Consider the following 14,292-nt stretch of genomic DNA (forward strand, 5'->3'; position numbering starts at 1 on the left):
ATGGGTGTTCATCCGGGCCTCCTGGAGAGGTTGGTTGGTTCGCATCTCCAGTCTTCCGGGTAGGCTCCGGATGAACAACCTACCGAGAGATCACACCTAGCCATCTTGGCCGCCGGCGGTGCCGGCGCGCCGGTCCGATCGGAATCCTCATGTAGCAAGCTACACTCCGGTTCCTGCGCTCCGGCGGCGACCAGCCTCTCATCGCTCGCGACGCAAATCACTCTCGCCCAAAAGCCTAAAAGACCCTAGGCCAGGGCCTTCTCCACCACCTCATAGACGTTCGGCGAGAGCTCCTCGGCGCGGATACGCTCGAGCTCGCCCTTCATCAGCTCCTGGCGGGCCTCGTCGAAGCGCGCCCAGCGCGTCAGGGGGGTGACCAGGCGGGCGGCGATCTCCGGATTGAGACGGTTGAGCGCGATCACGGTGTCGGCCAGCAGCCGGTAGCCTGCCCCGTCGGCGCGGTGGAAGTTCACCGGGTTCTGGTTGGCGAAGGTGCCGATCAGCGCCCGCACCTTGTTGGGGTTCTTCAGCGAGAAGGCCGGGTGCTCCATCAGGAAGGTGACGCGGTCGAGCACGTCCGGCTGCGGGCGGGTCACCTGGATGGCGAACCACTGGTCCATCACCAGGGGGTCGTGGGCCCAGGCCTCGCCGAAGGCCTTGAGGGCCGGGTCGGCGATGTCGCCGCGGGAGCTGTGCACCAGCAGGGTCAGGGCATGGCGCACGTCGGTCATGTTGTGGTCCGCCTCGAACTGCTCGCGGGCGAGTTCCAGTCCCGTCTCGTCCTCGATGGCCATGAGGTAGGAGAGCGCCACGTTCTTCAGGCTGCGCGCGGCGATCTGCTCGGGCTCCGGCGCATAGGGGGCGTCGTCCTGGTTCTCGCGATAGACGCGCAGGAAGTCGTCACGCAGCGCCAGGGCAAGGCTCTGCTTGACGAAGGTGCGGGCGGCATGGATGGCATCCACGTCGACCAGCGGCTGCTGCTCGGCGATGTAGGCCTCGCTGGGCAGGGTCAGCATCTGGGCCAGCACCGCCTTGTCGTCGCTCTCCGCTGCCAGCAGCACGCGGAAGGCCTCGGTGACCCGCGGGTCCATCACCTTCTCGACGCCATTGCGATGGGCTGCAATCAGGTCGTCCAGGGCCAGCAGGGCCAGGCGCTGGCCGGCATCCCAGCGGTTGAAGCCGTCGGAGTCGTGGGCCTGCAGGAACGCCAGGTCCTCGCGACCGTAGGGGAAGTGCAGCTTCACCGGCGCCGAGAAGCCGCGCAGCAGCGAGGGCACCGGGGCCTCGCTGACATCGGTGAAGAGGAACTCCTGCTCCTCCTCGCGCAGGTGGATCACCGTATCGGTGCCAAGCGTTTCGCCCTCCAGGGTCAGCGGCAGGTCGCGGCCGGACTTGGTGCCCACCAGGCCCAGGCGGACCGGGATATGCAGGGCCTGCTTGTCCGGCTGGCCCGGGGTCGCCGGGGTGCGCTGGCGCAGGATGAGGCGGTACTCGGCGTTGGCGTAGTCGTACTCGCCGTGGGCATCGATCTCGGGGGTCCCCGCCTGGGAGTACCAGAGCATGAACTGGTCGAGGTCCTGGCCCGAGGCCTCGGCCATGCAATCCACGAAGTCCTCGATGGTCACGGCCTGGCCGTCGAAGCGTTCGAAGTAGAGGTCGCTGCCGCGGCGGAAGGCCTCCTTCCCTACCAGGTTCGAGAGCATGCGCACGATCTCCGCGCCCTTCTCGTAGATGGTCAGGGTGTAGAAGTTGCCGATCTCGATGTAGTGGTCGGGGCGCACCGGGTGAGCGGTGGGACCGGCGTCTTCGGCGAACTGGGCGGTGCGGAAGAAGCAGACGTCCTCGATGCGCTTGACCGGCGCCGAGTTGGTATCCGCCGAGAAGCACTGGTCACGGAAGACCGTGAAGCCCTCCTTCAGGGAGAGCTGGAACCAGTCGCGACAGGTGACCCGGTTGCCGGACCAGTTGTGGAAGTACTCGTGAGCGACGATGCCCTCGACGCGCTGGAAGGCCGCATCGGTGGCGGTGTGGGGATGGGTCAGCACCGCGGCCGAGTTGAAGATGTTGAGCCCCTTGTTCTCCATGGCGCCCATGTTGAAGTCGTTGACCGCCACGATCATGAAGAGGTCCAGGTCGTACTCGCGCCCGTAGGCCTCCTCGTCCCAGCGCATGGCGCGCTTCAGCGAGGCCATGGCGTGGTCGGTCTTGTCGAGGTTCTCCTCCTCGACCCAGATCTGCAGGGTGACGTCACGCCCGCTCATCGTGGTGAAGGTATCCTCGACCTTGCGAAGGTCGCCGGCCACCAGGGCGAACAGGTAGCTGGGCTTGGGGTGCGGGTCTTCCCAGGTGACGAAGTGGCGACCGCCGGGCAGCGTGCCGCGCTCCACCGGGTTGCCGTTGGAGAGCAGCACCGGCTCGCGCTCGGCGTCACCGATCACCGTGGTGGAGAAGGTCGCCATGACGTCGGGGCGGTCCGGGTAGAAGGTGATGCGGCGAAAGCCCTCGGCCTCGCACTGGGTGCAGAACATGCCGCTCGAGCGATAGAGCCCGGACAGCGCCGTGTTGCCGTCGGGGGCGATCTCGACCTCGGTGTAAAGCAGGAAGGCCTCCGGCACCCGGTGCACGACCAGCCCCGCCTCGCCGACCTCATACTCGTCCTGCTCCAGGGGCTGACCGTCGATGGCGATGGCCTTGAGCGCCAGCTGCTCGCCGTCAAGCACCAGAGGGGCTCCGGACTCGCGCTCCGGATGGCGCTCGAGGTGCAGGCGCGCCTTGACCCGGGTGGCATCCGGGTCAAGGTCGAAGGTCAGTTCGGTACGGGTCACACGGTAGGCAGGCGGACGGTAGTCACTCAGGTGGATCGGTTGCGGTTCTGACATCGAGGATGGCTCCTGTCGGTGATTGCCATCCATTGTACGGCGCCCCGCACCCGGAGCTCAAAGCAATGCGACGCCCGTCGCGATCATCGCACGGCGACCGGCTCCGGGCGCGACAGGACCCAGGCGCCCACCAGGCAAAGCCCGGCGATCAGCGACAGCTTGAGCCACCAGAGGCTCACGGTGAGGGCCAGCACCAGCATCGAGATGCCCAGCATGGCGGTGGCGAGCCGCTTGGCATGGCGGGGAATCGCCCGCTCGCACTCCCAGGCCACCACGGCGGGGCCGAAGCGCGGATGCTCGCGGATCCAGGCGGCAAAGCGCGGTGAGCCCTTCGAGGCCGCCCAGACCGCCAGCAGCATGAAGCAGGTGGTCGGCAGCAGCGGCAGGAAGGCCCCCACCACGCCCAGCCCGAAACTGACCCAGGCCAGGGCCATGAAGGCGACACGACGAACGACGGGCATCGAACGCTCACTCCCGATAGTCAGGTATCTCCCCCATTGAAGAGCATTCTGCCCTTCCGTGCCAATCGCCAGCGCCTATGGCCGCCATCGGCGTGACCTGGGTCAAGGCGCCAAGGCGGCCGTCAGTCGCGGAAGTTGTCGAACTGCAGCGGCAGGTCCGGGCCGCCCTCCCCACGCAGCAGGGCCATGACGGCCTGGAGATCATCGCGCTTCTTGCCGGTGACCCGGACCTTCTCGCCCTGGATCTGGGCCTGGACCTTAAGCTTGCTCTCCTTGATGCGCTTGACGACATCCTTGGCCTCCTTCTGGTCGAGCCCCTGCTTGAGGGTCACCTCCTGACGGGCGCGGACCCCGGAGAGCACCGGCTCCTGGACGTCCATGCAGCGGGCGTCGATGCCGCGCGCGATGAGCCTGTTGCGCAGCACGTCGAGCATCTGCTTGAGCTGGAAGTCGACCTCGGCCTCCAGTGCGACCGTCTCGCCGCTGAGCTCGAAACTCGCGGTGACCCCCTTGAAGTCGAAGCGGGCCTGGATCTCACGGTTGGCCTGATCCACGGCGTTGCTGGCTTCGTGCTTGTCGAACTCGGAAACGATGTCGAAGGAGGGCATGGGCATGTCCTGGTGGATGGGTGGTCGGTGGTGAAGGGGGGATGGCGAGATTCTATCAGCCCTCGCGAACCCGCGCGGCCCCCGGTTCGGCCTGCAGCGGCTTCGCCATCTGCCAGCCCGCACAGCCGTCCTCGTAGTAGTCACCGAGCCAGCGCTCCGGGCGGAAGCCCATGCGCCGGTAGAGGCCCAGCGCCACCTGGTTGTCCGCGCGCACCTCGAGCCCCAGCACCTCGGCCTCACGCGCCAGCGCCTCGGCCTCCAGCGCCTCCAGCAGCCGCCGGCCCAGGCCACTCCCGCGCACATCGGGATGCACGCAGAAGGAGTAGAGCCGGGCACGGCGGGTGCCACGACGAAACAGCAGGGTGCCATAGCCCAGCAGCCTCGGGGGCCCGCCCTCGGGAGAGCGCTGCTCGGCGACCAGCGTCAGGGCATGCGCGCGGTTGAGCAGGTGCCAGAGCTGGCGGCGACTGAAGCGGTCGCCGGTGAAGGCCACCTGCTCCAGGCGGTAGAGGGCAGCCAGGTCGCGCCCCAGGGCCGGGCGCAGGGTGACGGTCATCTCGGTTCTCCGGAAATCTCGGGACGATTGTGATCATGGCCAATATCGCTGTCACCGGCGTTGACCATGAAATCTTTTCACTCGAAAGCCGTCTTGTCGGGGAGCGGGCTCAGGAGCATGCTGGCCGCATTCCGGCGGCACCCCGCCGCCCAGCCCGGAAGCCCCACCATGTGTCCGCTTCGCATCGTCGTCGACCGACTGGAAGACTGGCGGCCCTACTATCCCTCCGAGGACCTGATCACCGCCGACGACTTCCTCGCCCAGGACCGGCAACACCGCATCGGCGACGACCAGGACCGCACCACCCACGTGATCAACCTGTGCAGCGAGCTCGACTACCTGGGCACGGGCTACTATGTCTCGCTGCTGGCCCAGGCGCGGGGACAGCGGGTACTGCCCGCGGTCGAGACCCTCAACGCCCTCGGCCGCAAGGCGCTGGTCGACCTCCAGCTCGACGGCCTGGCGCCGCTGCTCGGTGACCTGGCCCGCCAGGGGTCGCTGCCGGGTGACCAGCTGACCCTGCGAGTGCTGTTCGGCGAATGCCGGGAGCCCGGCCTGGCGCGGCTGGCGCGCCGGCTCTTCGAACGGCTGCCCTGCCCGCTGCTCGAGGCGCGCCTGGTGCGTCGCCACGACGCCTGGCACCTGTCGCGCCTGAGGCCGCTGCGCCTGCGCGACCTGGCGCCCGAGGAGCAGGACCTGTTCGCCACGGCCCTCAACCGCCACTCCCGCAAGGTCTGGCGCACGCCCAAGGCGCGGCGCCGCTACCGCTTCGACCTGGCGATCCTGGTCGACCCGCAGGAGGCCCTGCCCCCCAGCAACCGCGGCGCGCTGAAGGCCTTCATCCGCGCCGGACGCCGCCTGGGCATCGATGTCTCGCTGGTCACCCGCAAGGATGCCGGCCGGCTCGCCGAGTTCGACGGCCTCTTCATCCGCGAGACGACCGCCCTCGACCACCACACCTATCGCATGGCCCGGCGGGCGGAGCACGAGGGGCTGGTGGTGATCGATGCCCCCCGCGACATCCTGCGCTGCACCAACAAGGTCTACCTGCACGCCCTGCTGCGGGCCCGGGGCGTTCCGGCCCCGGAGGGCATCCTGCTCAAGCGTGGCGACCGCCGAGCGCTGGAGCAACGGGTCGCCGGTCTCGGCTTCCCGATGGTGCTCAAGATTCCCGACGGCGCCTTCTCCCGGGGCATCGTCAAGGTCGAGTCGCTGCAGCAGCTCGAGCGCGAGGCCAGCCGACTGTTCGCCACCTCGGCCCTGCTGCTGCTCCAGGAGTGGCTGCCCACCGAGTACGACTGGCGAATCGGCGTGCTCGATGGCCAGGTGCTGTTCGCCAGCCGCTACTACATGGCCCGCGGCCACTGGCAGATCTACGACCATTCCGGCGCCCGGGTGAAGAGCGGCGGCTTCACCACCCATGACCCCGCCGAGGTCCCGGCGGCGGTGATCCGGGCGGCGCTCAAGGCCACCCGGCTCATCGGTGACGGCTTCTATGGCGTGGATCTCAAGCAGACCGGCGACCGGGTGGTGGTGATCGAGGTCAACGACAACCCCAACGTGGACGCCGGCATCGAGGATGCCGTGCTCGGCCGCGCGCTCTACGAGCGCATCATGGGGGTCTTCCTGGCCCGCATGGAGGCCCGGGTGCGCGAGCGGGCGTGACCTCGAGTGGCTGACGCCGCCCCGGTTGTGGCGTATGCTGTCGCTTTCCTGGACAAGCCTTGTACAACCTACGGAGCCCCGATGAACGATCGCGATACCCGCCACCAGCAGGCCATGCAGAGACTCAAGTCCCGCGTCGACGAGAAGGTCGCCGAGGCCACCGAGCAGCGCGGCCTGCTGCTGGTCTTCACCGGCAACGGCAAGGGCAAGACCACCGCCGCCTGGGGCACTGTGACCCGCGCCCTGGGCTACGGCTACCGGGTCGGCGTGGTGCAGTTCATCAAGGGACTCTGGGAGTGCGGCGAGCGCGAGCGGCTGGTGGAGGACTCCAACCTGGAAGTGGCCATCATGGCCACCGGCTTCACCTGGGACACCCAGAACCGCGAGGCCGACACCCGGGCGTGCCGCGAGGTATGGGCAAAGGCCGAGCGGATGCTCGCCGACCCGGACGTCTACCTGGTGGTACTCGACGAGATCACCTACATGCTCAAGTTCGGCTACCTGGATATCGAGACGGTGAAGCGCGCGCTGGAGAACCGTCCCGCCGAACAGACGGTGATCATCACCGGCCGAAACGCCCACCGGGAACTCACCGCCATGGCCGATACCGTCACCGAGATGCAGGAGGTGCGCCACGCCTTCAACAGCGGTGTCCAGGCCCGCCGCGGCATCGACTATTGACCCCATGATTTTCAATCACTTGACGATACATGACGCCCGCGCGTCGTCGTCAGGCAACACTTAACTGTTTGATTTTAAAGACTTGCCTTCACCTCCCCGATAACCGTCTCTTCATGGCGACGGTTATCTCCTTCCCTGATGTGTCCAGCCCCCGCCAACTGGCTTCCCCCTTCCCCAACCAATTGATAATGCCGTCTTTTATGAAGATGGCATGCGCCTTGCTTACTGACTGGATCGAAAAGCAGAGGATGCGTGACCGCCCGCAGAGGGCGGCCATCCCGGTCATCGAGCAAGGAGACAGCGATCATGAGAATCACCATCTTCGGTTCCGGCTATGTGGGCCTGGTCACCGGCGCCTGCCTGGCCGATGTCGGCCATGACGTGATGTGCGTCGACGTGGATGCGGACAAGGTGGCCCGGCTCGAGGCCGGCGAAGTGCCGATCTACGAGCCCGGGCTGGAGAGCCTGATCCGCCAGAACCGGGCGGCCGGTCGCCTGCAGTTCACCACCGATGCCGAGCAGGCGGTGGCCTTCGGCCTGCTGCAGTTCATCGCCGTGGGGACCCCCTCGGACGAGGATGGCAGCGCCGACCTTCGCCATGTGCTCAAGGTCGCCGAGACCATCGGCCGTCACATGGATGACTACCGCATCATCGTCGACAAGTCGACGGTGCCGGTCGGCACCGCCAGCCGGGTAGAGCGCGCCATCGCCGCCGAACTCGACCGCCGCGGGGTCGCGCTGGACTTCGATGTCTGCTCCAACCCCGAATTCCTCAAGGAGGGCGCGGCCATCGAGGACTTCTCCAAGGGTGCGCGGATCGTGGTCGGCACCGACTCGGAGCGGGTCAGGAGCGCCATGCGCGAATGCTATGCCCCCTATAGCCGCCAGAAGGACAAGCTGATGTTCATGGGGGTGCGCAGCGCCGAGCTGACCAAGTACGCCGCCAACGCCATGCTCGCCACCAAGATCAGCTTCATCAACGAGATCGCCAACCTCTCCGAGCGGCTGGGTGCCGATATCGAGGAGGTGCGCCACGGCATCGGCAGCGACCCGCGCATCGGCTACCACTTCATCTACCCCGGCTGCGGCTACGGTGGCTCCTGCTTCCCCAAGGACGTCAAGGCGCTGGCGCATACCGCCGAGGAGGTCGGCCACCCCGCCGAGATGATCGCCGCCGTGGAGCGCGTCAACGCGCGTCAGAAGAGCCGCCTGTTCGAGATGCTCTGCCAGGCCTTCAACGGTCAGCTGGCCGGCAAGACCATCGCGCTGTGGGGCCTGGCCTTCAAGCCCAACACCGACGACATGCGCGAGGCCCCCAGCCGGGCCCTGATGGAGGCCCTGTGGGAGGCCGGCGCCCGGGTCCAGGCGTTTGACCCCGAGGCCGCCGGGGAGTGTCGCCGGATCTATGGCGAGCGCGACGACCTGAGGCTCGCCAGCCAGCGCAACGAGGCCCTGGAAGGTGCCGATGCCCTGGTGATCTGCACCGAGTGGAAGGCCTTTCGCACCGTGGATTTCGCCGAGCTGCGCGAGTCGCTCGCCTCGCCGGTGCTGGTCGACGGCCGCAACCTCTTCCAGCCCGAGACCGTCAAGGCCGCGGGCCTCGCCTACTACGCCATCGGCCGGGGTGACTCCGTACGTCCCGTGCTCGCCTGAGGGGAGTCGAGATGTCGAACAGACCTGACGATCGCTCCGTCGCCAGCAAGGCGACGGAGGTCGCGACCTTCATCCTCGGGATCGCCCTGCTGATCGTGGTGATCGACGGGCTGCCGCTGGATGTCTTCTCCCCCGAGTCGAAGAGCTTCTTCTTCGCCGTCGGGGCCGTGGGCATCTGGCGCTACAGCTGGTGGCTGATCCAGGCGCTGCGCTCGGTATGGTACAACCGCCGGATCTTCCCGCGCCTGCGGGCCGAGGCCGATGCCGCGGGGGAGCAGGCGCTCCCCCCTGAGCTCTATGTGCTCTGCACCTCCTTTCGCATCGAGCCCGAGGTCAGTTTCCAGGTCTACGATGCCCTGGTGCGCGAGGTCGCCGACTACGGCGTGCCCACCACCATCTTCGCCTCGCTGTCGGACCGCACCGACGTGGACGTCATCACCCACGTCATGGAGGACAACGGCTGGCCCGAGAACATCGAGCTGCGCTACATGTTCCAGAAGGGCGACGGCAAGCGCTCGGCCATGGCCGAGGTGCTGCGCGCCATCTCGCGGCGCATGCCGGCACCGGGCGCCCTGCTGGTCTCCATGGACGGGGACATCCGGCTGGAACCGGGCACCCTGTCGCGCTCGCTGTCGTTCTTCAGCGTCCAGGAGGACCTGGGCGCCCTGACCACCAACAACAGCGCCATCGTCACCGGCGGGGATGCCACCAAGGAGTGGTACGACATCCGCTATGCCCAGCGCCACCTGGTGATGAGCTCGATGTCGGTCTCCCGGCGCCTGCTGGTGCTGACCGGGCGCTACAGTGCCTTCCGGGCCGACCTGGCGACCCAGCCCGACTTCATCGAGCTGGTGGAGAACGACCACGTCGACCACTGGCGCTTCGGCACCTTCAAGTTCCTCTCCGGCGACGACAAGTCGACCTGGTACTGGCTGCTGAAGAACGGCTGGCGGATGCTCTACATCCCGGACGTGCACGTCTCGGGCTTCGAGGAGCTGCCCGATCGCAAGCGCTTCTTCAAGTCGACCACCGACCTGATGCGTCGCTGGTACGGCAACATGCTGCGCACCAGCAACCGGGCCATCGCCCTCGGGCCGCGGCCCATGGGCCTTTTCACCTGGTGGAGCCTGGTCGACCAGCGGCTCTCCATGTGGACCACCCTGATCGGCCCCACGGTGGCCATCCTGGTGACGCTGTTCATCCGCCCCTCGTTCATCTTCGCCTATGCCCTGTGGATCCTCTTCACCCGCGGCATCGTGACGCTGATCCTGGCCTGGCAGCACGGCCGCTACAGCCTGCTGTGGGTGCCCCTGATCTACTACAACCAGGTATGGGGTGCCCTGCTCAAGACCTATGTCAGCTTCCGCTTCAACCGCCAGAAGTGGTCGCGCCAGGGCATCTCCGCCGGGGAACCCAACGACCCGGTCGCCGTGACGCGCCAGCGGCGCATGGGCCATGTGCTGCACGGCTTCGCCTACGGGGTACTGCTCTACGTGCTGATAATCGCCACCGGCGTCCTGCAGCCCCCGGACCGAACCTCGCTGTCCATCCTGACCGGCGGCGGCAGCACGGAGGCGCAGTCACGGGTGGATGACCGCTGGCTGTCGCTGGCCATCGCCGATGCCCCGGAGGGGGGCAGCGTTCAGCTGCCGGCCGGTGACTTCCACCTCGACGACGACCTGCTGGACGCACTCGAGGGGCTCGACCGTCCCCGGGCCGGCCACCTGCTGGGCGCCGCCGAGGAGACAACACGCCTGATCGTCACGCCCGAGCTGGCCCGTCACCTGAGCGATCCCAGCGGGCGCCCCATCGCCGAGACCGCGGCCTGCCCGCAGCCCGACGGCTGCACCCTGGAGCTGGAGCACCACTCGATGCGCTTCAAGGACCTGCAGATCCGCGTGGAAGCCGGCCGTTCCGGCGACGCCGTGGCGTCGGCCCAACAACAGATCAAGGAGAACGCAAAGGATGTCTGACCATCATTCCGACATGAACGGCATCGAGCGCAACGAGCCGACCCTCGGCCCGGGCGCCCCCCGCGGCGAGGGTCCTGCCGGCAGCCCGTCGGGCCGCCACGAGGCGCCGGGTGAGCGGATCCACCACGAGCGGCGCGACGAGCGCCGGTTCATCCGCGTCTCGCCCCCCTTCCGGGTCCGCTTCGAGGATGGCCAGGAACTCCCCGGCGCCGATGTCTCGGTGGGCGGCTTCGCCGTTCGCACCTCGCGTCCGCTGCGCCCGGGCGAGCGCCTCTCGGCCTCGCTGCTGCTGACCGTCGGGGCGACGGAGCTGATCGTGCCCGTGCGGGCCGAGTGCCGCCATGCCACCGCCGACGCCGACGGGCGCCATCACGTCAACGGCTTCGAGATCACGGATATCGACCCGCCCCACCGCGAGCTGCTGCGCCAGGTGGTCCGCAGCTGCCTGACCGGACGCCAGGCCAGCATCGAGTCGCTGATGGAGGGCGAGGACCCGCAGACCCCGCGCAAGCGCAAGGCGGCCCCGTCCACGCCGCAGTCACCCTCGCGCCCGCCCAAGCCGCGGGGACGCTATGTGCTGCTGTTCAGCGCCATCGCGATCCTCGCCCTCGCGGCCGCGGCCACGGCCTATCGCAACTTCATGCTGATCGAGCCGAGCTTCGCCGCGGTCACCGCGCCACGGATCGACATCCGTGCCCCCGGCCCGGGCATCCTCGAGGCCCACGACCTGCAGGCCGGCGACCGGGTCGAGCGTGACCAGGAGCTGACCAGCATCACCAACAGTGACCTGGAGTCGGAACTGATCCTCTCCGAGGCCTCGCTGAAGTATAACGAGCAGCTGATCGCGAACCTGCAGGAGCATCTCCAGTCGGCCGGCGGCGGCCAGGTCAGCATCGCCAGCTCCGCCCGCCCCGAGAGCGGCGATGCCATGAACTTCGAGACGGTATCGCCCGAAATTGCCCAGGCGCGCATCGAGCAGTTCGAGACGGCACGCGACCTGGAGAGCTCGCGCATCACCGCCCTGGAGGCCCGCCAGGCCAGCAACGACATCTACAGCCCGTGTGACTGCCTGGTGGCCTGGGCCCTGAGCAGCGCCGACGGCACCTACATCAACGAGAGCGAGCGGATCATGACCCTGATCCGCACCGGCGAGAACGATGTCATGGTCGAGGCACTGGTCCACATGGACGACATCGATCGCATCGAGCCCAACCAGACGGCCTACGTCTCGTTGCCCAACGCCTCGACCCCGATCCGCGCCCGGGTGCGCAACGTGGCACTCGACATCGAGCGTCAGCCGCGTGCCGGCTTCCCGAGCTGGGTCCGTCAGCAGCAGAACGTGGCCAGCGTGCTGCTGGTACCCGAGAAGACCCTGCCGGCCGAGAGCGTCGGCAAGCCGGCGGACGTGCGCTTCACCGAGGCTCCGGTGCTGGGCGCCACCGCCGAGTGGATCTGGCAGGGCATGCGTGCCGTCGGCCAGTTCGGTGAGCGCGTCTATCGTGCCGTCACCCAGGAGGACGAGCAACGCGAGGCGGGGTAATCCTCGCCCGCCTTCGCCGCGACGCCTCGGCGCCGCGGCCCTTCGTCAAGGAGACACCATGAGCATGGAACACCCCCGTAACCACCGCCACGCCCTTGCCCTCACGGCCCTGATGACGGGCCTCGCCTCGACGAGTGCCCCGGCGCAGGAGGGCAAGGAGCCGACCCTCTCCTATCCGCGGGTCGAGCCCTGCTCGGAGCGCTACCCGCCGGTGGCAACGCCGCAGCCGGACCTCGCCGCCAAGGATGCCCAGGCGGGGGTCCGCCAGGGCTTCGGCACCACCCGTGACTGGGGCGTCGACGACAATGTCGAACTGCTCGACGCCGGCGCCACGGGCCTCGAGGAGCCCGGCCTGCGTGTCCACTACCCCGAGGGCACCTCCTCCCCCGGAGACACGAAGGAGGGAGGTGCCGGCTTCTACGCCGACCCGGCAGGCCTGGCCGGCGCCGAGCGGGCCTGCCTGACCTACCAGGTGCGCTTCGAACCGGGGTTCGACTTCGTCAAGGGCGGCAAGCTGCCGGGCCTCTACGGCGGCGAGGCTCCCAGCGGCGGCGACGAGGTCGACGGCGAGAGCGGCTTCTCGATGCGCTTCATGTGGCGCGAGGCCGGCCAGGGCGAGCTCTACGAGTACGTGGCCAGCCAGGACGAGAAGTTCGGCGCCTCCGTGGGCCGGGGGCTGTGGAGCTTCCCCACCGGCGAGTGGGTCACCATCGAACAGGAAGTGGTGCTCAACACGCCGGGGGAGGCCGACGGCCTGGCCCGGGTGTGGATCAACGGTGTCCCGGTGCTCGAGCAGAGCGAGATCGTCTACCGCACCACCGAGGAGGTGACCATCGACGGCCTGATGTTCTCGACCTTCTTCGGCGGCAACGGCAAGGAGTGGCGCACCCCCGTCGACCAGCATGCCGATTTCGCCGCCTTTCGCTTCTACGCCCCCTCGAGCTGAGCGGGGCGCGTCCCGTATCACAAGGAGTCACCCTGCCATGCCCCATGCCCGTCCCAGACTGCCCCATCGGCCGCTCACGGCTGCCCTGGCCCTGCTGCTCGCCGGGCTGTCGAGCAGCGCAGGCGCCCAGGAGATGGACATCCTCACCATCGAGGAGCGCGAGGCACTGGACCTCTCGGACTATCGCGTCACCGCCCCCGATGCCGGTTACTTCGACGTGGCGGCACGCATGGAGGAACTTGCCGACACCGACAACGCCATCCTGCTCCAGGAGATCGACGACCTCTCCCGGGGGCCAAGCTGCCAGCAACTCATGGAGTATGAGCCCATCACCACCCACCTGCGGGTTCCCGGCTACTATCCCAGCCCCGAGGCGTGGGAACTCGCGTCGGAGCCGCTGTTCCAGTTCGAGGACAACGTCTCGATGCTGGCCGGCAGCTTCGTCGCCAGCGGCGACGACTACTATGCCGAGTGCCTGGTGCGCTTCCTGGATCACTGGGCGCAGCAGGAGGCCCTGACCGACTTCTACTACGACTCCCTCGAGCCCCAGGCCTGGTTCGCCACCGAATCGATGATCTTCGCCGCGGCCATGGCCTATGCCAACGTGCGCCCCTTCGTCGAGGGCATGGAGGAGGAGCGTGAGCGCGTCGAGGCGTGGCTCAACGGCCTGGCCCACCAGCATGCCGACATCCCCGGCGGCGAGGGCAACAGCTGCTGCAACAACCACTTCTACCGCCGGGCGCTCTACGCCAGCATGGTCGGCGTGCTGACCGAGGACAACGAGCTTTTCCGCTTCGGGGTCAGCGCCATCCATGCCGCCCTGCATGACATGACCGAGGAAGGCGCCTTCCCGCTGGAGGTCTCCCGGGGACGTCGCGCCACCCACTACCAGAACTATGGCCTGCTCTACCTGATCACCAACATGCAGGTCATCGCCCGGCAGGGCTACGACATCTTCGAACTCGAGGTCGACGGCCACACCATTCATGACGCCATCGACTTCCTGTTCGCGATCCTCGACGACCCGGCCGCCCTGGGCGACTACGCCCCCCTCGAGCAGTACACCGGCTTTCTCAAGGATCCCCAGTACTTCACCTGGATGGAGATCTATCTCGAGCGCTTCGACGACCCCCGCGTCGAGGACTTCATCCGCCGGATACGCCCCCTCTACAACCGCAGTGCCGGCGGCTACATGACCCTCTATTTCATGGATCCCGAGGCACAGCAGCATGTCGTCCTCGACGAGGAGAAGCAGGAGACCACCGCCTTCAAGGGGCTGGGTCAGGAGTGATGCCCCGCTGTCAGCCGTCATCCACCGATCACCGCGAGG

General features: G+C 67.9%; 11 protein-coding genes. 7 read left to right on the plus strand and 4 right to left on the minus strand.

Annotated features, from left to right (window positions below; genetic code table 11):
* Window positions 1–245 precede the first annotated feature (245 nt).
* The 4 genes from pepN to DFP85_RS15670 form a co-directional block, all read right to left on the minus strand.
* A complete protein-coding gene (gene pepN / locus DFP85_RS15655; protein ID WP_133637369.1) occupies window positions 246–2,879 on the minus strand; it encodes an aminopeptidase N in 2,634 nt (877 codons plus the stop codon).
* 83 nt (window positions 2,880–2,962) lie between these two features.
* Window positions 2,963–3,340, minus strand: coding sequence for a YbaN family protein (locus DFP85_RS15660; protein WP_106229924.1), 378 nt, complete (start codon window positions 3,338–3,340; stop codon window positions 2,963–2,965).
* Window positions 3,341–3,462: 122 nt separating this feature from the next.
* Complete coding sequence (locus DFP85_RS15665) at window positions 3,463–3,948, minus strand: YajQ family cyclic di-GMP-binding protein (protein WP_133637370.1); 486 nt, start codon at window positions 3,946–3,948, stop codon at window positions 3,463–3,465.
* A gap of 55 nt (window positions 3,949–4,003) precedes the next feature.
* Window positions 4,004–4,504, minus strand: a complete 501-nt coding sequence (locus tag DFP85_RS15670; protein WP_133637371.1) for a GNAT family N-acetyltransferase — start codon at window positions 4,502–4,504, stop codon at window positions 4,004–4,006.
* Between the two features lie 168 nt (window positions 4,505–4,672).
* Here DFP85_RS15670 and DFP85_RS15675 point away from each other — a divergent pair, with 168 nt between their 5' ends.
* From DFP85_RS15675 to DFP85_RS15705, 7 genes are all read left to right on the plus strand, one after another.
* Window positions 4,673–6,169 (plus strand): RimK family protein, encoded by a 1,497-nt coding sequence (locus DFP85_RS15675; protein WP_133637372.1) that lies wholly within the window; start codon window positions 4,673–4,675, stop codon window positions 6,167–6,169.
* An 81-nt stretch (window positions 6,170–6,250) separates the two neighbouring features.
* A complete protein-coding gene (gene cobO, locus DFP85_RS15680) occupies window positions 6,251–6,850 on the plus strand; it encodes a cob(I)yrinic acid a,c-diamide adenosyltransferase (protein WP_133637373.1) in 600 nt (199 codons plus the stop codon).
* Window positions 6,851–7,156: 306 nt separating this feature from the next.
* The gene (locus tag DFP85_RS15685; protein ID WP_133637374.1) at window positions 7,157–8,503 is read left to right on the plus strand and encodes a UDP-glucose dehydrogenase family protein; all 1,347 of its coding nucleotides are present in this window, start codon (window positions 7,157–7,159) and stop codon (window positions 8,501–8,503) included.
* Window positions 8,504–8,514: 11 nt separating this feature from the next.
* Window positions 8,515–10,476, plus strand: coding sequence for a glycosyltransferase (locus DFP85_RS15690; RefSeq protein ID WP_133637375.1), 1,962 nt, complete (start codon window positions 8,515–8,517; stop codon window positions 10,474–10,476).
* On the plus strand, window positions 10,469–12,016 hold the full coding sequence (locus tag DFP85_RS15695) for a PilZ domain-containing protein (RefSeq protein WP_133637376.1): 1,548 nt from the start codon (window positions 10,469–10,471) through the stop codon (window positions 12,014–12,016). Before DFP85_RS15690 ends, DFP85_RS15695 begins: the two co-directional genes overlap by 8 nt.
* Window positions 12,017–12,074: 58 nt before the next feature.
* Complete coding sequence (locus DFP85_RS15700) at window positions 12,075–12,962, plus strand: polysaccharide lyase (protein ID WP_133637377.1); 888 nt, start codon at window positions 12,075–12,077, stop codon at window positions 12,960–12,962.
* A gap of 37 nt (window positions 12,963–12,999) precedes the next feature.
* Window positions 13,000–14,253 carry an alginate lyase family protein gene (locus tag DFP85_RS15705; protein ID WP_133637378.1) on the plus strand — a complete coding sequence of 418 codons (1,254 nt, stop codon included), beginning with the start codon at window positions 13,000–13,002 and terminating at the stop codon, window positions 14,251–14,253.
* Window positions 14,254–14,292: the final 39 nt, after the last annotated feature.

The sequence above is a fragment of the Halomonas ventosae genome, from assembly GCF_004363555.1.
Classification (GTDB): Bacteria; Pseudomonadota; Gammaproteobacteria; order Pseudomonadales; family Halomonadaceae; genus Halomonas; species Halomonas ventosae.